The following is a 22,429-nucleotide window of genomic DNA, read 5'->3' as shown; positions in this document are numbered from 1 at the left end:
GCCCGTTCAAGCCTTTGAACGTCTTATCCCAACTTCGAGGGCAATGCCCCGGTCAGGAGTTCAGCATGTTGCACTATGCCGTCGTATTTCTGGTGATCGCCCTGGTCGCCGCGTTGTTCGGCTTTGGCGGAATTGCCGCCAGCGCCGTGGGTATCGCGAAAATCCTTTTCGTCGTCTTCATCGTGCTGGCGCTTGCGAGCATGATCGCTGGCTTGATACGCAGGGGCTAGCACCGCTACGATTCAAAGCCTTGCTTCTCGAAAAACTATCACTCTCCCGGAACAGGAAACCGTCATGAACGCAACTGCCAAGACTCCCTCGCAACTCGCCGACGACGCCCGCCAGACGGCGAACGACGCAGTGGAAACCACCCGCGCCTACGCGCAGAACGCCGTCAACGCGGCCGGCGAGAAGGTGCGCGACCTGCGCGGCTCGGTGGAGCCGGCGGTCGAGCAACTCGCCAACCGTGTGCAGCAGGCAGTGCAGCGCGGACTGGAATCAGCGTCCAAGACGAGCGCTCGCGCGCAGCGCCAATTGGACCAGGCCGCCGATGTGACCGGCCGGTACATCGCGGACCAGCCGGTTCGCTCGGTGCTGCTGGCGGCCGCCGCCGGTGCTGCCGTCACCGCGCTGATCGTGCTGGCCAGCCGCCGCCGCGACGACTGATCGATCCATCCATCGAGATTGAGGTAGTCCGCCAACGCCAGGCCTTTGCAGCAACCCCCGAAGCACCATGCTCCATCCGATTTTCTCCACGGTGCTCGGGCACCCCGAACTCATTGCGAACCACCTGGCGAACTACGCCGCGCTGGTGCGCGAGGAAGGCGCCGCGGCGGGTCGTGTGCTGGTCGGCCGCCTGGTGGCGGGCGTGCTGGCCGCCGTCAGCGCCATGCTGGCGCTCGGGCTGATTGGCACCGCCGTGATGCTCGGGGTGCTGCACGGCAGCTTCCATTGGGTGCTTGCGGTGGTGCCAGGGGTTGCGGTGGCGATCGCGGTGATGGCCGGGCTGTATGCCGGCCGCGCCTCGCCCTCTTCCAGGGCCTTCGAGGAAGTACGCGCGCAACTCGATGCCGACGTGCGCGCCTTGCACCTCGCCGGAGAGCGCCATGACCATTGACCACAACGCCCTGACGGCGCAACAGCGCCTTGCCGTATCCCGGCGTGCGCTGGTACGGGAAATGAACGGTGGCGCGCCGCAGGAACTGCCCTTGCGCGCCAGCGCGTACGAAAGTGCCACGACCGGTAGCAGCGCCGGTTTCCTGGAGCACTTTGCCTGGGCCAAGGTCGGGCGCAAGGTGGTCGAGCGCTGGTGGCGTCGCCATCCGGCCAATGCGGCGACCCAACTCGCCCGCCCCTTCCTGGACCGGTATGCGAAGGAGCAGCCTGGCAAGCTCGTGGCGATTGCAGCGACGAGCGGCGCGCTGATCGTGCTGGCCAAGCCCTGGCGGCTGCTGTCGGTCACGGCCGTGGTTACTGCCCTACTGAAGTCATCTGATATTGCTGACATGGTGACCACGCTGATGCAGAAAAACTCGTCCACTCCACGAAAGGACGAACAATGACTACAGCTACCCTGGAAGCCCCCACCGAACACCTGGTGCTGGACGAGTCGGCACTGAAAGCCGCGTCACGCAGCCTGGACGACGGTGTCCTGACCCCGAGCTACGGACCCTGGCGCGACGACATCGTCAAGCTGCTGAACGGCGCCCTGGCCACGGAACTGGTCTGCGTGCTGCGCTACAAGCGGCACTATTTCACCGCCGTCGGCGTGGATTCCTTGTCGATTGCCGATGAGTTCCTGGTCCACGCCAACGAGGAATCGGCGCATGCCGACAAGATCGCGGAACGCATCGTTCAGTTGGGAGGCGATCCGGATTTCAGCCCCGATTCCTTGAAGTCGCGCAGCCACGCCCAGTACGACGATTCCAAGGACCTGCAGTCGATGATCCGGGCGAACCTGGTCGCCGAGCGCATCGCGATCGAAGCCTATCGCCAGATGATCACGCTGATCGGTGACAAGGATCCGACCACCCGGCGCATGCTCGAAGAGATCCTCACGCAGGAGGAAGAGCACGCGGACGAGTTGAAGGACTGGCTGCAATAAGCTCCCATGGCGCATGAAAAAGCCCGGCATCGACCGGGCTTTTTCATGAGGCAAGAACAACGCTCACATCTTCACTTCAAGCTTGTTGTCAACCGAACTCACGCCTTCAACGCCCTTGGCAATGTCCTCGGCGCGCGCCTTGGCAGCGGCGGTCGGCGCGGGACCGTTGAGCGTGACCGCGCCACCCTTGGTGTCGACGTTGATCTTGACAGCGCTCAGGTCTGGGTCCTTGGCCAGGCCCGCGGAGACGGAGGCCGTGATGGTCGCGTCATCCACCTTGGCGGCAACGCTCGAGCCCGCGTCCTTGACGGCTTGCGTCGCCTCGGCCGCGCCCTGCTTCATGCTGGAGCCCGCCGAAGCCGCTCCCGCCTCGGTCTTCGCCTTGGCGTCAGCCGCTGCCTCCTTGGTGGTGGTCACGGCCGAGTCGACCTTTTCGCCCAAGCTTGTCTTCGGCGCTTGCTTGTCGCACCCGCCCAGGGCGAGCGCGCACCCGGCGACGAGAAAGGCCAACACGGCGCGCGGCCGTGTTGATTTCTGGTGCAAAACGTTCATGGTGATTCCTCCGGAAATTCCACTGTCAATGCCGGCCGGCCGCGTTGCAATCTGTGCTGCGGCGCGGCTGACGGCGGTGCGTCAGAGCTTGTCTGCGCCCGTCTTGATGGCGTCCTTCACCTTTTCCCTGGCGTCGCCGTAGCTGCTCTGAACCTTGCCGGCGGCCTGGTCCGCGACCCCTTCGGACTTCAGCTTTTCGCTGCCGGTCACCTTGCCCGTCGCTTCCTTGATCTTGCCCTTCGCGTTCTCGACGCGTCCTGCAACCTGGTCCTTGTTCATGGCGTTTCCTTCCAAAGTTTCAAATGATCCATGACCCGGGATGGGCCACGAGTTCAATCTAGGCTTCTGGGACATACGCAGGGGGAGCACATCGCCCGTCCTGCTGTAGGACGGTTCAGGCGCTGACGATCCAGCCTTCCAGCGGATCGGCGCCTGGCGGCAGCCCCCATCCGGGCTGCGTGGACGCCCAGGCCGCCTGCATCAGGCACAGCACGGCGTCGAGCCGGTCACCCTGCGCGTCGGCGAGCAGCCCGGCCCGCTGGGACGCATCCAGCGCCAACCGGAGACCCAGGCGTCGGCTGCCGGCGGTGCAGAGCGCATCGAGCAAGTCCGTCCGCGCGGCGCTGCGTTCCGGCGTCTGCCGGGCCCGGTCGTCGGCCTTGTAGCTGCGCCGCCCGATGAGTTCGCGCGCCAGCAGCCCCGGGTAGGCTTCGAGCGCGACACGCGCAGCCCCGCCATCGATCGAAGCATCGTGGGCCGGCACGCACGCTCCAGCCGCCAGCAAGCGCGGGATGCCCGCATGCAGCATGAAGGCCACTGGCGGATTGACCCATTTCATCGACGGGCTGGAGCCTGCGGGACCATCGGTTGCCCGATGCGCGAACTTGCCGCCGATGGGCCGGGCGGCGCAGAAGGCGGCGAAGTCGGCGCGGATCGCGGCGCGGCTCATGCCCGCGTAGTGCGCCATCGATGCGGCCCACTGCAGGGGCCAGCCCAGTTGCACGACCAGTTCGCGCGGCAGGCCGAACGGAACGTCGAATCCCCCCACCCATGCCGGCGTCCGTGCGAGCCATTCGCCCCATGCGTCGAGCGTGTCGAAGGCGTGCAGTTGCGCAAGGTGCACGACGCTGCCATCGAGCGCGCCCTGCGCGATGACGATGGGCTTGCGCTTCGTCGGCGCACTCGAGAAGTCGCAGCCCAGCAGCAATGCCATCGCACCCTCAGCCGAGCGCCAGGGCGATCACCCCGGCGGCAATGAACGCCGCCCCGGCCAGCCGCAGCAAGCGATCGCCCTCGCGCAGCAGATGCCCGCCGATGAGCGCCGCGAACAGCATCGACACCTCGCGCGCTGGCGCCACATGGGAGATCGGCGCCTGCTGCACCGCATACAGCACCAGCACATAGGACACCGGGCTGATCACCGCCACCAGCAGGGCGTACTTCCATTGCAGTCGCCAGAGCCGGGCCGCCTCCGCCCGATCGCGCAGCGCGGCCGGCAGCAGCAACACCACGCGCACGAAGCCGCCAAAATAGTCGACCAGGATCGGCGACATCGCGAGCACCTTGACCGCGTAGCTGTCCGTCACGGTGTACGCGGCGATGAATGCACCGGTCAGCACGCCATAGCGCAAGCCCTTGTGCACCCGCGCGCGACGCGCCGGATCCTGGGTCGCGCGCCAGAGCTGGGGGCCGCCCGCGACGAGGAACACGCCGAGCACCACGCCCACGATGCCCGCCAGCCCGGTGAGGCTGATGCTTTCGCCGAGGAACAGGATCGCGAACAGCGACGAGAGCAGTGGCCCCGAGCCGCGCGCCAGCGGGTACACCACCGTCAGGTCGCTCTTGCGGTAGCCGCGCAGCAAGGTGACGTAATAGACCACGTGCAAGGCGCCGCTGGCGACGATGAAGCCCCATTCGGTCCAGCCCCACAGGGGCACGACGTTCCAACCCAGCGCGATGCCCAGTGGCGCCCAGACGATCATCAGGAACACGCCGCTCTGCAAGGCAAAGCGCGCATCGCCGTTGGCCTTCTTGGCCGCGATATTCCAGCTGGCGTGGATCACGCCGGCCAGGAGGATCAGGCCGAACGCGGAGAGGGGCAAAGGAGACTCAGGGCCTGCCGACGATGGCAGCCGTGGCCATCAGTTCTTCGAGCAGCGCCATCGAGGCGCTGCCGGGGACGGCATAGGGGTCGAGTTCGGGTTTCTCGAAGTAGCGCAGCAAGGTGGCCTGGTGCACCTTGCTGAGCTGGACCTGCCCCATGGTCCAGCCCCCGAAGCGGCGCTCCTGGATTTCGTCGAAGGCCAGGAGCATCACGTCCTTGTGACGCGGGTCGCGCTGGATGTGGCCGTAAAGCTCGCTGACCTGCATCCGACCGCCCTCGATCGCCTGCAGGAAGGTGCCGGCGCCATAGCAAAGGATGCCGGTGATGCCGCAGGAGGTGTTGTGCACGCGCGATTGCGCGAGGATGGCGTCGACAGCGGGTGCGCTGCTGTCGGCGGCGCGGCTGGCATAGAGGAGACGGACAAGCATGGTCAGGCCTCCCGCCGGGGCAACGAGCACATGAATGGGTGGCGCGCGCGAGTCATGGTCATCCTTTCCGGGGAAGGAGCGAGAGGAATTCGCGCCGCAACGACGCGTCCTTGAGGAACACGCCACGCATGACCGAGTTGATCATCTTGCTGTCCATCTCCTTCACACCACGCCATTGCATGCAGAAGTGCTCGGCCTCCATGACCAGCGCCAGGCCGTCGGGCTGGGTCTTTTCCTGGATCAGGTCGGCCAGTTGCACCACGGCTTCTTCCTGGATCTGCGGCCGGCCCATGGTCCATTCGGCAAGCCGCGCGTACTTGGACAGGCCGATCACGTTGGTGTGCTCGTTGGGCATCACGCCGATCCACAGCTTGCCGATGATCGGGCAGAAGTGATGCGAGCACGCGCTGCGCACCGTGATGGGGCCGACGATCATCAGCTCGTTCAGGTGCTCGGCATTGGGAAACTCGGTCAGCGATGGCGGCGGCACGTAGCGGCCCCTGAACACCTCGTTGACGTACATCTTGGCCACGCGGCGCGCGGTGTTGTCGGTGTTGTGGTCGTTCTCGATGTCGATGACCAGGCTCTCGAGCACCGTCTTCATCTTGACCTCGACCTCGTCGAGCAGCGCCTCGAGATCGCCGGGCTCGATGAACTCGGCGATGTTGTCGTTGGCATGGAAGCGCTTGCGCGCCGCCAGGATCCGCTCGCGGATCTTGACCGAGACCGGCGTCCCTTCGTCCTCGTCTTTCCCGCCTTCGGGGCGCTCTACAGCGTCGATTTTCTTCAGCATCTGCTCATCCTAACCGCGCCGCTTGGATGGCCGGCGCATGCCATCAATTCGCCCATGACAACGAAAAGTCGGTGACCAGCGGCAGGTGGTCCGACATGCGCGCCCAGATCGGCCCGCGCGGCACATGGCAAGCCACCGGCGACAGGTGGCGACCATAGATGAAGTCCAGCTGCGTCACCGGCAGGCGCGACGGATACGTGAGCACGCGCGGCCCGCGCAGGTCGTGCGAATCGCGCATGCCCATCGCGTTCATGGCCGTACGCATGCGCGCGCCCCAGTCGTTGAAGTCGCCGGCGACGATCACCGGCTCGCCGCGCGGCACCTCGCGTGCGATGAATTCATTGAGTTGCGCCACCTGGCGCACCCGGCTGCCCTTGATCAGGCCCAGGTGCACCACGATGGCGTGCACTGGCCTGCCCTCGACATCGATGACCACATGCAGCAAGCCGCGCTGCTCGAAGCGATGGTCGGAAATGTCCTGGTGCGCCTGGCTCAGCACCGGCCAGCGCGTGAGCAATGCATTGCCATGCTCGCCATGCCGGGTGATCGCATTGGTCTCGTAGACCGCCGTGTAGCCTTCGGGCGCGAGGAAGTCGGCTTGCGGCATGGCCGGCCAGCGGGTGAAGCGCGCCGCCGCCTGGTGGTTCATCTTGCGCACTTCCTGCAGGCAGATGATGTCGGCATCGAGCTGCTCGACGGCATGGCCCAGGTTGTGGATTTCCAGCCGCCGCGCGGGTCCGATGCCTTGCACCCCCTTGTGGATGTTGTAGGTCGCGACCCGCAAGTTGATGCTCATGCCGCAAATTGTGGCAGCAACAGGATGGCTTCTGCATTCGACGGCGAAAAGCAGGCGTCGGCGGCTTCGCGGTAGGGCAGCCATCGCCAGGCAGTGTGCTCGTGCGGACTGAGCCGCGGCTCGAGGCGCTCCGGCACGCACAGGCCGAAGAGATGTTCGGTGTTGTGCGTCACCCCGGGGGCATAGCGGGCGCGCCAGCGTGGGTAGATCTCGTAGATGTTGCGCAATTGCCAGTCGACCAGTCGCGGGCCGAGCGCGCTCCCCTTGCCGCAATCGATGCCGGTCTCCTCGGCGACCTCGCGTGCGGCGGTGAGCGCCAGCGCCTCGTCCGCCGTGTCCTTGCTGCCGGTGACCGACTGCCAGAAGTCGTCGGCGTCCGCGCGCTGGATCAGCAGCACGTCGAGCGCCGGCGTGTGGATCACGACCAGGACGGATTCGGGGATCTTGAAGGGGCGCATCGGCAGGACGACGGGTTTCCGACAAAGAAAAAAGGGCGCCCTGAGGCGCCCCTATTCTGCCGCCAGCCTGCCTTAAGCCGGCTGCTGCACGTTCCGCAGCCGGATGTGCAACTCGCGCAACTGCTTCTCGTCGACCGGGCTCGGCGCCTGCGTCAACAGGTCCTGCGCGCGCTGGGTCTTGGGGAAGGCGATCACGTCGCGAATGGATTCGGCGCCGGTCATCAGCATCACCAGGCGATCGAGGCCGATGGCAATTCCGCCGTGCGGCGGCGCACCGTATTGCAGCGCGTCCAGCAGGAAGCCGAACTTGAGCTGCGCGTCCTCGGCGCTGATCTTCAGCGCGCGGAACACCTTGCTCTGCACTTCCTCGCGGTGGATACGCACCGAGCCGCCACCCATCTCGATGCCGTTGAGTACCATGTCGTAGGCCTTGGCGATGCACTTCTCGGGGGCGGTGTCCATGAGGTCTTCATGGCCGTCCTTCGGTGCCGTGAACGGATGGTGCACAGCAGACCAGCGCTGGCCTTCCTCGTCGAACTCGAACATCGGGAAGTCCACCACCCACAGCGGTGCCCAGCGGTCGTCGAACAGGCCGGCCTTCTTGCCGAAGGCGCTGTGGCCGATCTTCACGCGCAGCGCGCCGATCGCGTCGTTGACGACCTTCTCCTTGTCGGCGCCGAAGAACAGGATGTCGCCGTTGCGGGCGCCCGTTCGCGCGATGATCTCGGCCAGCGCGGCATCGTCCAGGTTCTTCACGATCGGGCTTTGCAGGCCTTCGCGGCCTGCTGCCGCGTCGTTGACCTTGATGTAGGCCAGGCCCTTGGCGCCGTAGATCTTCACGAACTCCTGGTACGCATCGATCTCGCCGCGCGACATGCCGCCCTCGGCGCCGCCGCCCGGCACGCGCAGCGCGACCACGCGGCCGCCCTTCATCGTGGCGGCGTTCGAGAACACCTTGAACTCGACGCGCTTCATGATCTCGGTGAGTTCGGTGAACTCCAGCTTCACGCGCAGGTCGGGCTTGTCCGAGCCGTACTTGAACATCGCATCCGAATACGACATGGTCGGGAACACCGGCAGGTCGATGCCGGCCGCGTTGCGGAACATCGTGCGGACCATGCCTTCAAACATCTCGCGAATCTCCTCCTCGGCGAGGAACGAGGTCTCGATGTCGATCTGCGTGAATTCGGGCTGGCGGTCGGCGCGCAGGTCTTCGTCGCGGAAGCACTTCACGATCTGGTAGTAGCGGTCGTAGCCGGCCACCATCAGCAGCTGCTTGAAGAGCTGCGGCGACTGCGGCAGCGCAAAGAAGCTGCCGTCATGCACGCGGCTGGGTACCAGGTAGTCGCGCGCGCCTTCGGGCGTGGACTTGCCGAGCATCGGCGTCTCGATGTCGATGAAGCCGTTGGCATCGAGGAACTTGCGCGTTTCCATCGTGACCTTGTAGCGCAGCATCATGTTGCGCTGCATCACCGGGCGGCGCAGGTCGAGCACGCGGTGCGTGAGGCGCGTGGTTTCGCTGAGGCTGTCGTCGTCCAGCAGGAACGGCGGCGTCACCGAGGGGTTCAGCACCTTGAGTTCGTGGCACAGCACTTCGATCTTGCCGCTCTTGAGGCTTTCGTTGGTGGTGCCTTCGGGGCGCGCGCGTACCAGGCCCTTGATCTGAATGCAGAACTCGTTTCGCAGGCCCTCGGCCACGGCGAAAGTGCTGGCGCGATCCGGGTCGCACACCACCTGCACATAGCCTTCGCGGTCGCGCACGTCGATGAAGATCACGCCGCCGTGGTCGCGGCGACGGTTGACCCATCCGCAGAGGCTGACGGTTTCGCCCATGAGGGCTTCGGTCACGAGACCGCAGTAGTGAGTACGCATGGCCATAAGAATTTTCCGTTGCGCCGTGGCGGCGCATGTTGTTATCGGGTCGTCGGGAGGGCGATGGGGCCGGGAGCGACCACGCCCATCGAGACGATGTACTTGAGCGCCGCGTCGACGCTCATCTGGAGTTCAATGCAGTCGCTGCGCTTGAGCATCACGAAGTAGCCGCCGGTCGGGTTCGGCGTGGTGGGCACGTAGACGCTGAGGTATTCCTCGCCACCAAGATGCCCCATGACCTCGCCGCCCGGCGCGCCGGTGACGAAGGCAATGGTCCAGACGCTTTCACGCGGCCATTGGATGAGAACCGCGGTGCGGAAGGCATTGCCGTTCTCGGAGAACAGGGTGTCCGACACTTGCTTGACGCTCGAATAGATCGAGCGCACCACGGGAATGCGGCGCACCACGGCATCGCCCCAGCCCAGCAGGCGCTTGCCGATGAAATTGCTCGCCACGGCGCCGACCACCAGCAGGATGGCCAGCGTGAGCAGCACGCCCAATCCGCGCACGTTGTTGTCGTAGAGCCATTTCTGCCAGTTGAGCGGCAACACCCACAGCGTCTGGTCCAGCGTGTCGATGATCCACTTGAGTACCGCCAGCGTGATGAACAGCGGCACGATGACCAGCAAGCCGGACAGCAGCCATTTGCGCAAGGCGTGCATCGAACGGGGCCTCAGTCGGTCTTGGTGGCGGCAGCGGGTGCCGGGCTTGAAGCAGGGGCTGCAGGGGCTGGTGTGGCGGCGGGCGCACTGGCTGCGGCAGCAGGCGCTGCCTCAGCGGGCGCTGCGGAGGCAGTGTCGCCCGCAGGCTTGGCTGCATCGCCGGTGGGCGCGGCCTTGCCGTCACCCGGCTTCTTGCCGCCGTCCCGGAAATCGGTCACATACCAGCCCGAGCCCTTGAGCTGGAAACCGGCTGCCGTGAGTTGCTTTTCGAACGCGCTGGCGTTGCAGGTGGGGCACACCGAGAGGGGCGCGTCAGACATTTTCTGCAGCACGTCCTTGGCGAAGCCGCAGGCGCTGCACTTGTAGGCGTAGATGGGCATGGGAGTGGGGGGTCGGATGGAGCGCCAGCGTGGCCGCTCGCAAAGCCTTCGATTATAGAGCCCACCCCCTGCAGGCCACTTTCGCACGCCTTTGCAATCGAGCGCAGAAAGGCCGGGGGCCGCGATAGTTCAAAGCGTGCAATGCATGTTCGTGGGCACCCGCGGAACCGGCTTTGCCGGGCCGCTGGGTGCGCCCCCTTGCGGGGGAGCGCCGCAGGCGCATTCGGGGGGTCCAGTTCAGGCGGAGGCCGTGGCCAGCGGCCGGTGCGGCGTGCGTTGGTTGACCACCCACTGGGGGGCCAGCGAGCCGATCACCATGCCGAGCGCCGAAGCCAGCACGCCGGCCAATTGTCCCGGGAACGCCTCGCCCCAGGGCATGGCCATGAACAGCAGCCAGACGCCGATGCCCAGCACCACGGCCAGCACCGCACCTTGCGTGCTGGCCCGGTTCCAGTACAACCCGGCCACCAGCGGCACGAACGCGCCCACCAGCGGCACCTGGTAGGCGCCGGAGACCAGTTCATAGATCGGCGTGCCCTGCATGCGGATGGCATAGCCCAGCACGGCGGCGCTGAACAGCAGCACCGTGTGCGCATGGTCATCAGGTTCTCGCGGTCGGTGCCGGCGGGCCGGAACTGGCGCCAGATGTTCTCGGTGAAGGTCACGCTCGGGGCGAGCAAGGTCGCGGAAGCGGTCGACTTGATGGCCGACAGAAGCGCACCGAAAAACAGCACCTGCATCACGAAGGGCATCTTCTCCAGCACCAGTGTCGGCAGCACCTTCTGCGGATCTTCCTTGAGCAGCGTGGCTGTCTGCTCCGGCATGATCAGCAGCGCGCTGGCCACGAGGAACATCGGCACGAAGGCGAACAGGATGTATGCGACGCCGCCGATCACCGGCCCGCGGGTGGCCGACTTGACGCTGTTGGCCGACATCACGCGCTGGAACACGTCCTGCTGCGGGATCGAGCCCAGCATCATCGTGATGGCCGCCGCCAGGAAGAAGATCATGTCGTGGAAGCTGGGCTCGGGCCAGAACTTGAACAGGTCCTTGCTGACGGCCAGGTCGATCACCTTGTCGGCGCCGCCAGCCATGTCGCCGGCGAACACCGCGATCACCGCCAGGCCGCACACCAGGATGATCATCTGGATGAAGTCGGTCACCGCCACCGACCACATGCCGCCGAACAGCGTGTAGGCCAGGATCGAGACCACGCCGATGGTCATGCCCATCGGGATGCTGATGGCGCCCGCCGACAGCAGGTTGAACACCAGCCCCAGCGCCGTGACCTGCGCCGACACCCAGCCCAGGTAGCTCAGCATGATGATCAGCGAGCAGGCGACTTCCACCACGCGGCCATAGCGCTCGCGGTAGTAGTCGCTGATGGTCAGCAGCGTCATGCGGTAGAGCTTGCCGGCGAAGAACAGGCCCACCAGGATCAGGCAGGTGCCCGCCCCGAACGGGTCTTCGATCACGCCATTGAGCCCGCCGCCGATGAACTTGGCCGGAATGCCCAGCACCGTCTCCGACCCGAACCAGGTCGCGAAGGTGGTCGTCACGATCATGTAGAGCGGCAGGTGCCGCCCTGCGATGGCGAAGTCGGTGGTGTTCTTGACGCGGCGGGCCGCGATCAGCCCGATGGCGATGGTGATCAGCAGGTAGACGATGACCAGGGTCAGCAACACGGCGGCTCTCCTGAAAGCAAGGAAGGTTGCGGATGAAAACTAGAAAAGGCGGATGCGCAGGATGAACTGGAAAGCAAGCAGACCCAATACAAAACCCATGCCACCGTAGATGATCGCCTGCAGCAGCTTGTTGGTTCGCTTCTGAGCGGCCAGCAGTTCGAGCAGTTCCCGGCGGTGGTCGGCGGGCCGATTCTCCAGGAAATCGTGCAGCAGGCGCGGCAGTTGGGGCAGCAGCTTGGCATAGCGCGGCGCCTCGGCGCGCAATTGCGCCAGGAGCCGCTTCGGGCCGATCTGGTCGACCATCCACTTTTCGAGGAAGGGCTTGGCCGTGGCCCAGAGGTCCAGTTCCGGATCGAGCTGGCGGCCCAGGCCCTCGATGTTGAGCAGGGTCTTCTGCAACAGCACCAGTTGCGGCTGGATCTCGACCTGGAAGCGGCGCGATGTCTGGAACAGGCGCAGCAGCACCATGCCCAGCGAGATTTCCTTCAGTGGCCGGTCGAAGTACGGTTCGCACACGGTACGGATGGCGGCTTCCAGCTCATCGACGCGCGTGGTCACCGGCACCCAGCCGCTTTCCACGTGCAGTTCGGCCACGCGCTTGTAGTCGCGCCGGAAGAATGCCGCGAAGTTCTGCGCCAGGTATTCCTTGTCGACCTCGGTCAGCGTGCCGATGATGCCGAAGTCCAGCGAGATGTAGCGCCCGAAGGTGGCGGCATCCAGGCTGACCTGGATATTGCCGGGGTGCATGTCGGCATGGAAGAAGCCGTCGCGGAACACCTGCGTGAAGAAGATCGTGACGCCGTCGCGCGCGAGCTTCGGCACATCGACGCCGCCGGCGCGCAAGCGCTCGATCTGCGCGATCGGCACGCCCCGCATCCGCTCCATCACCATCACGTCCGGATGGCAGAAGTCCCAGAAGATCTCGGGAATGAGCACCAGGTCCAGCTCGGCCATGTTGCGACGCAACTGGGCCGCGTTGGCGGCCTCGCGCACCAGGTCGAGCTCGTCATGCAGGTACTTGTCGAACTCCCCGACCACCTCGCGCGGCTTCAGGCGCTTGCCGTCCGGAGACAGCTTCTCGATCCAGCCGGCCATCATGGCCATCAGCGCCAGGTCCTTCTCGATCACGCCGCGCATGTTGGGCCGCAGCACCTTCACCGCCACGTCGCGCAACTGGCCGTCGCGGGTGCGCAGGATGGCGAAGTGCACTTGCGCGATGGACGCGCTGGCCACGGGCTCTTCCTCGAACTGCACGAACACCTCGCCGACGGGCCGGCGGAACGCACGCTCGATGGTTGCGATGGCCACGCTCGACGGGAACGGCGGCACCTGGTCCTGCAGGCGCGCGAGCTCGTCGGCGATGTCTGGCGGCAGCAGGTCGCGCCGCGTGGACAGCACCTGGCCGAACTTCACGAAGATGGGCCCCAGGCCCTCCAACGCCTCGCGCAGGCGCTGTCCGCGCGGCGCCTCGAGGTTGCGGCCCACCGCCAGCAGGCGGGCGACCCGGACGAGCCAGGGCTTGTCGAAGCTGGTCAGCACCAGCTCATCCAGGCCGTAGCGAAGCGCGACCCAGACGATGTAGATGCCGCGGTAGAAACGCCTCATTCGCGGCCCGACGATGCCGCGGCGCGACCGGCGCGGTCACCGACGAACTGGCGCAATGCGCCCACCACGCGACGTGCGCCATTGCCGATGGCATGGGCCGGCACGTCGCCGATCAGGCGGGCCAGGTCATCCTCGACATCCCAGCGCACGTGATCGACCAGCCAGTTGACCTCGGCCGCCAACTGTACGTCGCCGACGATCTGCACCTCCGGCTTGTCGCCGCGCAGGCCGCTGCGCACGAGGTCGATCGGGGAATCCTGCATGACGGTGAGCGTGAGGTCGGCTGTCGCGCCCTCGGGGGCGAGGTCGAGCAGTCCGGCTGGCGTGGCCACCAGCTGCATCGTGATGAAGCGCCACTGGAAGCGCACCACGTTGCCCTGCTGGCGGATCAGTCGCTGCTGCGCTTCCGGTTCCTGCTGCAGCACATGGTTGAGGAACAGCACGGCGCGGTGCTGGATTTCGTGAACCACCCACGGCGGCGGCTGCAGACGCTCGCCGACACGGTTGAACAGGTCGCCGAGAAAGGCAAATGGGGACGATGGTGTGGCCATGTCCCCATTATCGGTTGAGCCGGCGTCGAAGCCGGCGGGTCGCGCTGCCGGCGTCGAAGCCGGCGGGTCGCGCTGCCGGCGTCGAAGCCGGCGAGTCGCTCTGCCGGCGTCGAAGCCGGCGGACGCACCCTTATTGCAGCGCCTGCACGCCCGCCACCAGCCAGCCGCCCTGGCCACCCGTGGGCTTGCTCATGTTCCACACTTCGCGGAACGGGCTCGGGCCGGCCGATGCGTCCTCGCGGATCATCCCGGAGAACTCGACGCTGGCGAGGTAGACATCCGGCAATTCCTCGATGCCCAGCAGCTTCGCGTCGAGCATCACCACCTCGGTCTTGTTGGGCTGGCCGCCGGTGTGGCTCTCGCGTTCGGCCAACTGCATGCGGATTTCGCCGAGCATGGTGTCCGTCATCATCGAGCGCAGCATGCCGAGGTCGTTCTTGTCCCAGGCGTCCTGCAGCGTCACGAAGTTGCGCTTGGCCGCGGCCAGGAAGCCTTCGGTGTCGAAGCCCGCCGGAATGCCCCAGCTCTGCGAGCCCGCAAGCGCCGAGCCGATCATGCTGCCGCCGGCCGCGCCTGCTGCGCCGGCCATCGAGGAACCATGCGACGGCGAGGCATCGAAGGTGGCGCCTTGGGGTTGCTCCCAGGGGCGCGCCGAGGCGTCGTTGCCGACATTCGCGGGCTTGTATTGCGCCGGCGCGCCGGCATTGCCGGGACCGCCGGCCCCTTCGAAGGCGAAGCCACCCGGACGCGCAGCAGCCGGTCGCGAGCGTGCCGCGAAGATGCGCCACGCGACGACCGCGGCGAGCACCAGCAGACCGATCAGCAGGATGTTGCCAAAGGCGGCGCCCAGGCCCAGCGAGTTGGCCAGCCATGCGAGGCCGAGGCCGGCAGCCAGGCCGCCCAGCATGCCCATCCACGGACGCTTCGGCGCAGCAGCCGGCGGCGTCGCAGGCGCCGGCGTTGCGGGCTTCGCGGCGGCCGCGTTGTTGGTCGCGTTCTGCGAGGGCGCGGACGGTGCGGCGGCCTCGCGTTGCGTGACGTTGCTCGACTGGCGGCCCATCGACTTGCCGCCGCCCATGCGTGCCGCGTCGGCCTGCACGCTGACCAGGGCCATGGCGCAAACCAGCAAGACCGATCCAATTCTTCTCATGACGTCTCCTCTGTAGTTGCCGTTCAACGGCTGATGCTTCAACACTTGATTCCAACATGCAGGGCAACCACGCCACCCGTCATGTTGTGATAGTCCACATGGCCGAAACCGCCCTCTTTCATGAGGGTCTTGAGCTGCTCCTGACCGGGATGCATGCGGATCGATTCCGCCAGGTAGCGGTAGCTCGCGTCGTCGCCCGCGACCAGCTTGCCGAGCCGCGGAAGCACGCTGAACGAATACCAGTCGTAGGCCTTGGCCAGCGGCTTGGCGACCTTCGAGAACTCCAGCACCAGCAGCTTGCCGCGGGGCTTGAGCACACGATTCATCTCCTTGAGCGCCACGTCCTTGTGCGTCATGTTGCGCAGCCCGAAGGCGACCGTGACCACGTCGAAGTGGTTGTCGGGAAAGGGCAGCTTCTCGGCATCGCAGACCAGCGTGGGCAACGCGACGCCGGCATCGAGCAGGCGGTCGCGGCCGGTGCGCAGCATCGCTTCGTTGATGTCGGTGTGGACCACCTGGCCGCTGGCGCCCACCTTCCTGGCAAATGCCAGCGCGAGGTCGCCTGTGCCGCCGGCGATGTCCAGGACCCGGGAACCTTCGCCCACGTTGGCGACCATGACCGTGTAGGCCTTCCATGCGCGATGCAGGCCGGCGGACATCAGGTCATTCATGACGTCGTAGCGGGACGCGACCGAGTCGAAAACGCCACGAACGCGCGTCGCCTTGTCCTTCTCTTCGACCGACTCGAAGCCGAAATGGGTTGTACTCATGCGCCCGATGTTAGGGCGTAAGTGCCGATATCAAACCGACAACCCGTTGGGCCGGCGGGTATTAGCACCTTCGGCGATGCGTCGGAGGTTCAGTGCGAAGCGCAGCCGTGGCCGCCCTTTTCGACCATCGGGGCATCACGGTCGACGCCGGCCGCCTTGAGGCGTGCTTCGTATTCGACCCACAGCTGGGACTGCTTCGCGCCCAGTTCATAGAGCAGGTCCCAGGAGAAGATGCCGGTGTCGTGGCCATCGCTGAAGACCGGCTTGACCGCGTAGTTGCCGACCGGCTCCAGCTCGACCAGCGTCACGTCGCGCTTGCCGGTCTGCAGCACTTCCTGCCCCGGGCCGTGCCCCTTGACCTCGGCGGACGGCGAGTTGATGCGCATCAGCTCGAAGGGGATGCGAAAGGTCGCGCCGTCGGAGAAGCCGACTTCCAGCACACGCGACGCGCCATGCACGGTGATCGATTGCGGCGTCGGTGCGCCAGATTGCAGGCCTGCCATGGATTGGATCGGTTGTCAGAGTTGGGGAGCCCGCGCAGTATGCCGCGACTGGCTTGCCCAGGTCACCGTCACACCAGCACTCGCTCGATGCCGCCATGGTTGGCGGCTGCAACGTATTCGGGCAGCCAGTCTTCACCCAGGATGCGGTTGGCCATCTCCACCACGATGTAGTCGGCTTCGAGCAAGCCGTTGTTCAGGTCGTTGCCGTAGCGGGAGAGGCCCTGAAGGCAACTCGGGCAACTGGTGAGGATCTTGACGTTGTCCTTGGCGCCGACCTTGCCGGAATCGCGCAGCGCGGCCTCGCCCTTCTTCAGTTCCTCTTCCTTGCGGAAACGGATCTGCGTCGAGATGTCGGGTCGCGTCACGCCCAGCGTGCCGGACTCGCCGCAGCAGCGGTCGTTCTTGAGCACGTTGTCGCCGACCAGCGCCTTGACCGTTTTCATCGGGTCCTGCAGCTTCATCGGGCTGTGGCAAGGGTCGTGGTACAGGTAGCCGGCGCCTTGCGACGTGTCGAGCGTGATGCCCTTCTCGAGCAGGTATTCGTGGATGTCGATGATCCGGCAGCCGGGGAAGATCTTGTCGAACTGGTAGCCCTGCAGCTGGTCGTAGCAGGTGCCGCAGCTCACCACCACCGTCTTGATGTCGAGGTAGTTGAGCGTGTTGGCGACGCGGTGGAAGAGCACGCGGTTGTCGGTGATCATCTTCTCGGCCTTGTCGAACTGGCCGCTGCCGCGCTGCGGATAGCCGCAGCAGAGGTAACCCGGCGGCAGCACCGTCTGCACGCCGGCATGCCAGAGCATCGCCTGCGTGGCCAGGCCGACCTGCGAGAACAGGCGCTCCGAACCGCAGCCGGGGAAATAGAACACGGCTTCCGTCTCCGAGGTCGTGGCCTTCGGGTTGCGGATGATCGGCACGTAGTCCGCGTCCTCGATGTCGAGCAGCGCACGCGCCGTCTTCTTCGGCAGGCCGCCCGGCATCTTCTTGTTGATGAAGTGGATGACCTGTTCCTTCACCGGCGCCGGGCCCAGCGTGGCGGGCGGCGCGGCGGTCTGCTTCTTCGCGAGCCCACGCAGCAGGTCGTTGGCCAGGCGCTGCGCCTTGAAGCCGATGTCGACCATGCCGACGCGCATCGCCTTGATGGTCTGCGGGCTGGTCGCGTTCAGGAACAGCATGGCGGCCGCATTGCCGGGGCGGAAAGACTTCTGCCCCATCTTGCGCAACAGGTTGCGCATGTTCATCGACACGTCGCCGAAGTCGATCTTCACCGGGCACGGCGTCAGGCACTTGTGGCAGACGGTGCAGTGGTCGGCCACGTCCTCGAACTCTTCCCAGTGCTTGATGCTGATGCCGCGCCGCGTCTGCTCTTCGTACAGGAAGGCTTCGACCAGCAGCGAGGTCGCGAGGATCTTGTTGCGCGGCGAATAGAGCAGGTTGGCGCGCGGCACATGCGTGGCGCAGACCGGCTTGCACTTGCCGCAGCGCAGGCAGTCCTTGACGCTGTCGGCGATGGCGCCGATGTCGCTCTGCTGCATGATCAGCGACTCGTGGCCCATGAGGCCGAAGCTCGGGGTATAGGCGTTGGTGAGATCCGCATGGATCAAGCCAACGCCCTCGCCCTTTTCCTCTGCCGCGTGCGGCAGAGGAAGTGACTGACCCCCGCTCGCGGGAGCGGGCCGGGGCGAGGGGCTGCGCAGCAGCTTCCCCTTGTTGAACCGCCCCTCCGGATCCACCCGCGCCTTGTAGTCCATGAACGGCTGCAACTCCTCGTCGCTCAAAAACTCCAGCTTCGTGATCCCGATTCCGTGCTCCCCCGAGATCACCCCATCCAGCGACCGCGCCAGCGCCATGATCCGCACCACCGCCGCATGCGCGGTCTGCAGCATCTCGTAGTTGTCGCTGTTGACCGGAATGTTCGTGTGCACATTGCCGTCGCCCGCATGCATGTGCAGCGCGACCCAGACGCGGCCCTTGAGCACGCGCTGGTGAATGGCATTGCACTCGTCGAGGATCGGCACGAACTCGGCGCCCGAGAAGATTTGCTGCAGCGGCGCGCGCAGCTGCGTCTTCCAGCTGGCACGCAGCGTGTGGTCCTGAAGTTGCGGGAACAGCGCGTCGATGTCCTGCAGCCAGCTCGCCCACAGCGCGCGCACTTCCTGGACCAGCGCAATGGCCTGCCCGACGCGGTCTTCCAGCAGCTCGGCCGAAGGAATGTCATTGGCATCGTCGGTCTTGCCCAGCGGCAGGTTGCCGCGCGAGAAGAAGGCTTCGAGTTCACCGGCAAAGGCCAGCTTGTTCTGCAGGCTCAGCTCGATGTTGATGCGCTCGATGCCGTCGGTGTACTCGGCCATGCGCGGCAGCGGGATCACCACGTCCTCGTTGATCTTGAAGGCGTTGGTGTGCCGGCTGATGGCCGCGGTGCGCTTGCGGTCGAGCCAGAACTTCTTGCGCGCCTCGGGGCTGATCGCGATGAAGCCTTCGCCGCTGCGCGAATTGGCAATGCGCACCACCTCGGAGGTCGCGCGGGCCACGTCGTCGGCATCGTCGCCGGCGATATCGCCGAACAGCACCATCTTCGGCAGGCCGCCGTGCTTCTTCGACTTGGTGGCATAGCCGACCGCCTTGAGGTAGCGGTCGTCCAGGTGCTCCAGGCCGGCCAGCAGCACGCCCGAGCGCTTCTGCTCGGCGAACATGAAGTCCTTGATCTCGACGATGCTCGGGACCGCGTCCTTGGCATTGCCAAAGAACTCGAGGCACACCGTGCGCGTGTGCGCCGGCATGCGGTGCACCACCCAGCGGCAGCTCGTGATGAGGCCGTCGCAGCCTTCCTTCTGGATGCCGGGCAGTCCCGAGAGGAACTTGTCGGTCACGTCCTTGCCGAGGCCTTCCTTGCGGAAGGTCTTGCCGGGAATGTCGAGCCGCTCGGTGCGCAACTTCGTCTTGCCGTCGGCCGCGAAGTACTGCAACTCGAACACGGCGCTTTCGGCGTCATGGATCTTGCCGAGGTTGTGGCCGATGCGCGTGACTTCGAGCCATTCGGCCTGCGGCGTCACCATGCGCCAGGAGGCGAGGTTGTCGAGCGCCGTGCCCCACAGCACGGCCTTCTTGCCGCCGGCGTTCATGGCGACGTTGCCGCCCACGCACGAAGCCTCGGCGGAGGTCGGGTCGACTGCGAAGACATAGCCCGCGCGCTCGGCCGCATCGGCCACACGCTGGGTGACGACGCCGGCTTCGCTCCAGATCGTCGGCACGGGTTGTTCGAGGCCGGGAAGCGAGACCATCTCGACCTCGGTCATCGCCTCCAGCTTCTCGGTGTTGATGACCGCGCTGTTCCAGGTCAGCGGGATCGCGCCGCCGGTGTAGCCGGTGCCGCCGCCGCGCGGGATGATGGTCAGGCCCAGCTCGATGCAGCCCTTGACCAGCAGCGCCATCTCGGCCTCGGTGTCGGGACAGAGCACGACGAAGGGATATTCCACGCGCCAGTCGGTGGCGTCGGTGACGTGCGATACGCGCGACAGGCCGTCGAACTTGACGTTGTCCTTGGCCGTGAGCTTGCGGAAGGCGCGCGTGGCCTTGCGGCGCAACGCGGCCACGTCCCTGAACATGAGGTCGAAAGTGGCGATGGCCTGCGACACCAGGCCGGCCAGTTCGCCGACGAGCGCATCGCGCTGGGCGTCGATATCGGGTGTGCGGCGCTTGCCGACTTCGGTGAGCCGGTGGTTGAGCGCATCGACGAGCTGGCCGCGGCGGCGCGGATTGTCGAGCAGGTCGTCGACGAGATAGGGATTGCGCTGCACGACCCAGATGTCGCCCAGCACCTCATAGAGCATGCGGGCCGAGCGGCCGGTGCGGCGCTCGCTGCGGAGCACTTGCAGCAATTCCCAGCCGCGCGCGCCGAGCAGGCGGATCACGATTTCGCGGTCGGAGAAGCTGGTGTAGTTGTACGGGATCTCGCGGAGTCGCACGGGCTCTTCGGCCTGCGACAACAACGCGGTCAACGCGGTCGGAGCATTCATCGGGGATGGCCTCGGTCGGGCGCAGCGCGCCCACGAACCAGGGGGCCGATGATTTTAGGTCAGGGGACTTGGGCTTATGGATTGGTGGGTTGGTTGGGGGGTGTTCTCCGCTGAGAGCGCCCGGTACGCGGCACGGACCGGCCGACCCTACTGCACCGGCCGCCGCGCGGCTGCCCTGCGCTGCCCGCGTTTCGCGGGGGCTGGCTCGAACTCGCTTCGCTCAGACAATCGCCAGCCCTGATCCGCGAAACGCTGCGCTGCTCGGCGGCGCAGAAGGGTCGGCCAGCCCGTACCGCGTACCAGGCTTGGGGGGTGCGGACGCCCGCGCCCCTATTGGGAGGGGGGTGCTCTCACCCCGGCCCTCTCCCAGAGGGAGAGGGAGGAAGACCAACAGCCTGCCCATGGCGACGAACTGCGTTAGCAAGACCACCGGCGTGCCCACGGCGGCGGGCGGTATGCGGTGCGGGTTGGGCGATCCCTTCTGCGGTGCTGAGGAGCGCAGCTTTGGGCGGATCAGGGCCACATGCTGTTTGAGCGAAGCGAGTTCATGTGGACCCCGCCCAAAGCGAGCAGCGCAAGGGAGCCCCGAAGTGGCCGCCGCAGCAGGGTCGGCCGGCCCGTACCGCGTGCCGACCGCCGCCGCGCCCCCAACGTGTCGAACGGCTACGCAAGCTCAGAACAACACCCGACTCCGAATCGTCCCCGGCACCTGCGCCAGCTTCTCCAGCGCCAGGTCCGACGACTCCGCGTCGATGTCGATCACCACGTACCCCACCTTCTCGTTCGTCTGCAGGTACTGCGACGAGATATTGATCTGGTTGTCCGCGAACACCTGGTTGATCGCCGACAGCACGCCCGGCACGTTGGCGTGGATGTGCAGCAGCCGATGCTTGCCCGGATGCGCCGGCAGCGCCACCTCGGGGAAATTGACCGACGACGTCGAGGTGCCGTTGTCGCTGTACTTCACCAGCTTCTCGGCCACCTCCAGCCCGATGTTGGCCTGCGCCTCCGCCGTCGAGCCGCCGACGTGCGGCGTCAGGATCACGTTGTCCAGACCGCGCAGCGGCGACTGGAACTCCTCGTTGTTGCTGCCCGGCTCCACCGGGAACACATCGATCGCGGCGCCGCGCAGCTTCTTCGCCTTGATCGCTTCCGCCAGCGCCTCGATCACCACCACCGAGCCCCGCGCCGCGTTGATCAGCACGCTCGCCGGCTTCATCGCCGCGATCTCGGCCGCGCCGATCATCCATTTCGTCGACGCAAGCTCCGGCACGTGCAGCGTCACCACGTCGCTCTGGCCCAGCAGGTCATGCAGGTCGGCCACCTGGCGCGCATTGCCCAGCGGCAGCTTGCTCACCACGTCGTAGAACGCCACCTGCATCCCCAGCGCCTCGGCCAGCACCGACAACTGCGTGCCGATCGATCCATAGCCCACGATGCCCAGCGTCTTGCCGCGGATCTCGTTCGAATTGGCAGCCGACTTGAGCCAGCCGCCGCGATGCGAGATCGCGTTCTTCTCCGGAATGCCGCGCATCAGCAGGATCGCCTCGGCCAGCACCAGTTCCGCGACGGAGCGGGTGTTGGAGTAAGGGGCGTTGAAGACGGCAATCCCGCGCTCGCGCGCCGCGTTCAGGTCCACCTGGTTGGTGCCGATGCAGAAGCACCCCACCGCCACCAGCTTCGACGCGCTCGCCAGCACGTCGGCCGTGAGCTGGCTCTGCGAGCGGATGCCCAGGAAATGCACATCGGCGAGCTTCGCCTTCAGCTCTTCGCCTTGAAGCGCCTTCGGCAGCGTCTCGATCTGCGAATAGCCCGCGCCGCGAATCACTTCGAGCGCCGACGGATGCACGCCTTCGAGCAACAGGAACTTGATCTTGCTTTTGTCCAGGGAGGTCTTGGTGGTCATGCCAAAGGCTAGCATGGTGCGTTGCAACATACACCCTGTGCGGCCATGCCCGAAAGGGTTTCCCCGCTTGGACCCGCCGCGTTGCACATGCGACAAA

Annotated in this window: 23 protein-coding genes and 1 pseudogene; 5 read left to right on the top strand and 19 right to left on the bottom strand. The window is 66.1% G+C overall.

What is annotated here, in order from left to right; translation table 11 throughout:
* The first annotated feature begins 65 nt into the window (after nucleotides 1–65).
* From HB681_RS02900 to HB681_RS02880, 5 genes are all read left to right on the top strand, one after another.
* Complete coding sequence (locus tag HB681_RS02900) at nucleotides 66–230, top strand: DUF1328 domain-containing protein (protein ID WP_213953236.1); 165 nt, start codon at nucleotides 66–68, stop codon at nucleotides 228–230.
* 64 nt (nucleotides 231–294) lie between these two features.
* Nucleotides 295–666 carry a hypothetical protein gene (locus HB681_RS02895; protein ID WP_213953235.1) on the top strand — a complete coding sequence of 124 codons (372 nt, stop codon included), beginning with the start codon at nucleotides 295–297 and terminating at the stop codon, nucleotides 664–666.
* A 67-nt stretch (nucleotides 667–733) separates the two neighbouring features.
* Nucleotides 734–1,117 carry a phage holin family protein gene (locus tag HB681_RS02890; protein ID WP_213953234.1) on the top strand — a complete coding sequence of 128 codons (384 nt, stop codon included), beginning with the start codon at nucleotides 734–736 and terminating at the stop codon, nucleotides 1,115–1,117.
* A complete protein-coding gene (locus HB681_RS02885; RefSeq protein ID WP_213953233.1) occupies nucleotides 1,107–1,562 on the top strand; it encodes a hypothetical protein in 456 nt (151 codons plus the stop codon). Before HB681_RS02890 ends, HB681_RS02885 begins: the two co-directional genes overlap by 11 nt.
* Nucleotides 1,559–2,104: a ferritin-like domain-containing protein gene (locus tag HB681_RS02880; protein WP_213953232.1), complete on the top strand. Its 546-nt coding sequence runs from the start codon at nucleotides 1,559–1,561 to the stop codon at nucleotides 2,102–2,104. Before HB681_RS02885 ends, HB681_RS02880 begins: the two co-directional genes overlap by 4 nt.
* A 63-nt stretch (nucleotides 2,105–2,167) precedes the next feature.
* On the opposite strand, the gene HB681_RS02875 is transcribed toward HB681_RS02880, so the two are convergent.
* The 19 genes and pseudogenes from HB681_RS02875 to serA form a co-directional block, all read right to left on the bottom strand.
* A complete protein-coding gene (locus HB681_RS02875; protein ID WP_213953231.1) occupies nucleotides 2,168–2,656 on the bottom strand; it encodes a BON domain-containing protein in 489 nt (162 codons plus the stop codon).
* An 81-nt stretch (nucleotides 2,657–2,737) separates the two neighbouring features.
* Nucleotides 2,738–2,935 carry a CsbD family protein gene (locus HB681_RS02870; RefSeq protein WP_213953230.1) on the bottom strand — a complete coding sequence of 66 codons (198 nt, stop codon included), beginning with the start codon at nucleotides 2,933–2,935 and terminating at the stop codon, nucleotides 2,738–2,740.
* 115 nt (nucleotides 2,936–3,050) lie between these two features.
* Nucleotides 3,051–3,869, bottom strand: coding sequence for a DUF429 domain-containing protein (locus HB681_RS02865; protein ID WP_213953229.1), 819 nt, complete (start codon nucleotides 3,867–3,869; stop codon nucleotides 3,051–3,053).
* A 7-nt stretch (nucleotides 3,870–3,876) separates the two neighbouring features.
* Nucleotides 3,877–4,758, bottom strand: a complete 882-nt coding sequence (locus HB681_RS02860; RefSeq protein WP_213953228.1) for a DMT family transporter — start codon at nucleotides 4,756–4,758, stop codon at nucleotides 3,877–3,879.
* A 7-nt stretch (nucleotides 4,759–4,765) separates the two neighbouring features.
* The gene (locus HB681_RS02855; RefSeq protein ID WP_213953227.1) at nucleotides 4,766–5,188 is read right to left on the bottom strand and encodes a BLUF domain-containing protein; all 423 of its coding nucleotides are present in this window, start codon (nucleotides 5,186–5,188) and stop codon (nucleotides 4,766–4,768) included.
* 58 nt (nucleotides 5,189–5,246) lie between these two features.
* A complete protein-coding gene (folE, locus tag HB681_RS02850) occupies nucleotides 5,247–5,981 on the bottom strand; it encodes a GTP cyclohydrolase I (RefSeq protein WP_213953226.1) in 735 nt (244 codons plus the stop codon).
* Between the two features lie 43 nt (nucleotides 5,982–6,024).
* Complete coding sequence (locus tag HB681_RS02845; protein ID WP_213953225.1) at nucleotides 6,025–6,777, bottom strand: endonuclease/exonuclease/phosphatase family protein; 753 nt, start codon at nucleotides 6,775–6,777, stop codon at nucleotides 6,025–6,027.
* Nucleotides 6,774–7,235 (bottom strand): dihydroneopterin triphosphate diphosphatase, encoded by a 462-nt coding sequence (nudB, locus tag HB681_RS02840; RefSeq protein WP_213953224.1) that lies wholly within the window; start codon nucleotides 7,233–7,235, stop codon nucleotides 6,774–6,776. The genes HB681_RS02845 and nudB overlap by 4 nt, the downstream gene beginning before the upstream one ends.
* A gap of 72 nt (nucleotides 7,236–7,307) precedes the next feature.
* Nucleotides 7,308–9,113: an aspartate--tRNA ligase gene (gene aspS, locus HB681_RS02835; protein WP_213953223.1), complete on the bottom strand. Its 1,806-nt coding sequence runs from the start codon at nucleotides 9,111–9,113 to the stop codon at nucleotides 7,308–7,310.
* Nucleotides 9,114–9,148: 35 nt separating this feature from the next.
* Nucleotides 9,149–9,769, bottom strand: a complete 621-nt coding sequence (locus tag HB681_RS02830) for a DUF502 domain-containing protein (protein WP_213953222.1) — start codon at nucleotides 9,767–9,769, stop codon at nucleotides 9,149–9,151.
* An 11-nt stretch (nucleotides 9,770–9,780) separates the two neighbouring features.
* Nucleotides 9,781–10,149: an FmdB family zinc ribbon protein gene (locus HB681_RS02825; RefSeq protein WP_213953221.1), complete on the bottom strand. Its 369-nt coding sequence runs from the start codon at nucleotides 10,147–10,149 to the stop codon at nucleotides 9,781–9,783.
* Between the two features lie 237 nt (nucleotides 10,150–10,386).
* Nucleotides 10,387–11,834 (bottom strand): annotated as a pseudogene (locus HB681_RS02820) (sodium:solute symporter family protein).
* Nucleotides 11,835–11,873: 39 nt separating this feature from the next.
* Nucleotides 11,874–13,439 carry a ubiquinone biosynthesis regulatory protein kinase UbiB gene (ubiB, locus tag HB681_RS02815; RefSeq protein WP_213953220.1) on the bottom strand — a complete coding sequence of 522 codons (1,566 nt, stop codon included), beginning with the start codon at nucleotides 13,437–13,439 and terminating at the stop codon, nucleotides 11,874–11,876.
* Complete coding sequence (locus HB681_RS02810) at nucleotides 13,436–13,990, bottom strand: hypothetical protein (RefSeq protein ID WP_213953219.1); 555 nt, start codon at nucleotides 13,988–13,990, stop codon at nucleotides 13,436–13,438. Before HB681_RS02810 ends, ubiB begins: the two co-directional genes overlap by 4 nt.
* Before the next feature lie 130 nt (nucleotides 13,991–14,120).
* Nucleotides 14,121–15,140 carry a Tim44-like domain-containing protein gene (locus HB681_RS02805; protein WP_213953218.1) on the bottom strand — a complete coding sequence of 340 codons (1,020 nt, stop codon included), beginning with the start codon at nucleotides 15,138–15,140 and terminating at the stop codon, nucleotides 14,121–14,123.
* A gap of 38 nt (nucleotides 15,141–15,178) precedes the next feature.
* Nucleotides 15,179–15,910 carry a bifunctional demethylmenaquinone methyltransferase/2-methoxy-6-polyprenyl-1,4-benzoquinol methylase UbiE gene (gene ubiE, locus HB681_RS02800; protein WP_213953217.1) on the bottom strand — a complete coding sequence of 244 codons (732 nt, stop codon included), beginning with the start codon at nucleotides 15,908–15,910 and terminating at the stop codon, nucleotides 15,179–15,181.
* A gap of 89 nt (nucleotides 15,911–15,999) precedes the next feature.
* Nucleotides 16,000–16,413, bottom strand: a complete 414-nt coding sequence (locus HB681_RS02795) for a DUF971 domain-containing protein (RefSeq protein ID WP_213953216.1) — start codon at nucleotides 16,411–16,413, stop codon at nucleotides 16,000–16,002.
* A 68-nt stretch (nucleotides 16,414–16,481) separates the two neighbouring features.
* The gene (locus HB681_RS02790; RefSeq protein ID WP_213953215.1) at nucleotides 16,482–20,426 is read right to left on the bottom strand and encodes an FAD/FMN-binding oxidoreductase; all 3,945 of its coding nucleotides are present in this window, start codon (nucleotides 20,424–20,426) and stop codon (nucleotides 16,482–16,484) included.
* Nucleotides 20,427–21,099: 673 nt separating this feature from the next.
* Nucleotides 21,100–22,332 (bottom strand): phosphoglycerate dehydrogenase, encoded by a 1,233-nt coding sequence (gene serA / locus HB681_RS02785; RefSeq protein ID WP_213953214.1) that lies wholly within the window; start codon nucleotides 22,330–22,332, stop codon nucleotides 21,100–21,102.
* Nucleotides 22,333–22,429 lie beyond the last annotated feature (97 nt).

Source organism: Variovorax sp. dw_954, assembly GCF_018449755.1.
GTDB lineage: Bacteria > Pseudomonadota > Gammaproteobacteria > Burkholderiales > Burkholderiaceae_C > Variovorax.
This window is presented reverse-complemented; position numbering and strand designations above follow the sequence as displayed.

What these genes read in the sequence shown, in the direction of transcription:
- HB681_RS02830 (WP_213953222.1), bottom strand. Translation starts at nt 9,769, where the DNA reads ATGCACGCCTTGCGCAAATGGCTGCTGTCCGGCTTGCTGGTCATCGTG.
- HB681_RS02855 (WP_213953227.1), bottom strand. Translation starts at nt 5,188, where the DNA reads ATGCTTGTCCGTCTCCTCTATGCCAGCCGCGCCGCCGACAGCAGCGCA.
- ubiE (WP_213953217.1), bottom strand. Translation starts at nt 15,910, where the DNA reads ATGAGTACAACCCATTTCGGCTTCGAGTCGGTCGAAGAGAAGGACAAG.
- HB681_RS02875 (WP_213953231.1), bottom strand. Translation starts at nt 2,656, where the DNA reads ATGAACGTTTTGCACCAGAAATCAACACGGCCGCGCGCCGTGTTGGCC.
- HB681_RS02810 (WP_213953219.1), bottom strand. Translation starts at nt 13,990, where the DNA reads ATGGCCACACCATCGTCCCCATTTGCCTTTCTCGGCGACCTGTTCAAC.
- HB681_RS02825 (WP_213953221.1), bottom strand. Translation starts at nt 10,149, where the DNA reads ATGCCCATCTACGCCTACAAGTGCAGCGCCTGCGGCTTCGCCAAGGAC.
- nudB (WP_213953224.1), bottom strand. Translation starts at nt 7,235, where the DNA reads ATGCGCCCCTTCAAGATCCCCGAATCCGTCCTGGTCGTGATCCACACG.
- HB681_RS02880 (WP_213953232.1), top strand. Translation starts at nt 1,559, where the DNA reads ATGACTACAGCTACCCTGGAAGCCCCCACCGAACACCTGGTGCTGGAC.
- HB681_RS02865 (WP_213953229.1), bottom strand. Translation starts at nt 3,869, where the DNA reads ATGGCATTGCTGCTGGGCTGCGACTTCTCGAGTGCGCCGACGAAGCGC.
- aspS (WP_213953223.1), bottom strand. Translation starts at nt 9,113, where the DNA reads ATGGCCATGCGTACTCACTACTGCGGTCTCGTGACCGAAGCCCTCATG.
- folE (WP_213953226.1), bottom strand. Translation starts at nt 5,981, where the DNA reads ATGCTGAAGAAAATCGACGCTGTAGAGCGCCCCGAAGGCGGGAAAGAC.
- HB681_RS02870 (WP_213953230.1), bottom strand. Translation starts at nt 2,935, where the DNA reads ATGAACAAGGACCAGGTTGCAGGACGCGTCGAGAACGCGAAGGGCAAG.
- HB681_RS02895 (WP_213953235.1), top strand. Translation starts at nt 295, where the DNA reads ATGAACGCAACTGCCAAGACTCCCTCGCAACTCGCCGACGACGCCCGC.
- HB681_RS02890 (WP_213953234.1), top strand. Translation starts at nt 734, where the DNA reads ATGCTCCATCCGATTTTCTCCACGGTGCTCGGGCACCCCGAACTCATT.
- serA (WP_213953214.1), bottom strand. Translation starts at nt 22,332, where the DNA reads ATGACCACCAAGACCTCCCTGGACAAAAGCAAGATCAAGTTCCTGTTG.
- HB681_RS02885 (WP_213953233.1), top strand. Translation starts at nt 1,107, where the DNA reads ATGACCATTGACCACAACGCCCTGACGGCGCAACAGCGCCTTGCCGTA.
- HB681_RS02795 (WP_213953216.1), bottom strand. Translation starts at nt 16,413, where the DNA reads ATGGCAGGCCTGCAATCTGGCGCACCGACGCCGCAATCGATCACCGTG.
- HB681_RS02805 (WP_213953218.1), bottom strand. Translation starts at nt 15,140, where the DNA reads ATGAGAAGAATTGGATCGGTCTTGCTGGTTTGCGCCATGGCCCTGGTC.
- HB681_RS02900 (WP_213953236.1), top strand. Translation starts at nt 66, where the DNA reads ATGTTGCACTATGCCGTCGTATTTCTGGTGATCGCCCTGGTCGCCGCG.
- ubiB (WP_213953220.1), bottom strand. Translation starts at nt 13,439, where the DNA reads ATGAGGCGTTTCTACCGCGGCATCTACATCGTCTGGGTCGCGCTTCGC.
- HB681_RS02845 (WP_213953225.1), bottom strand. Translation starts at nt 6,777, where the DNA reads ATGAGCATCAACTTGCGGGTCGCGACCTACAACATCCACAAGGGGGTG.
- HB681_RS02790 (WP_213953215.1), bottom strand. Translation starts at nt 20,426, where the DNA reads ATGAATGCTCCGACCGCGTTGACCGCGTTGTTGTCGCAGGCCGAAGAG.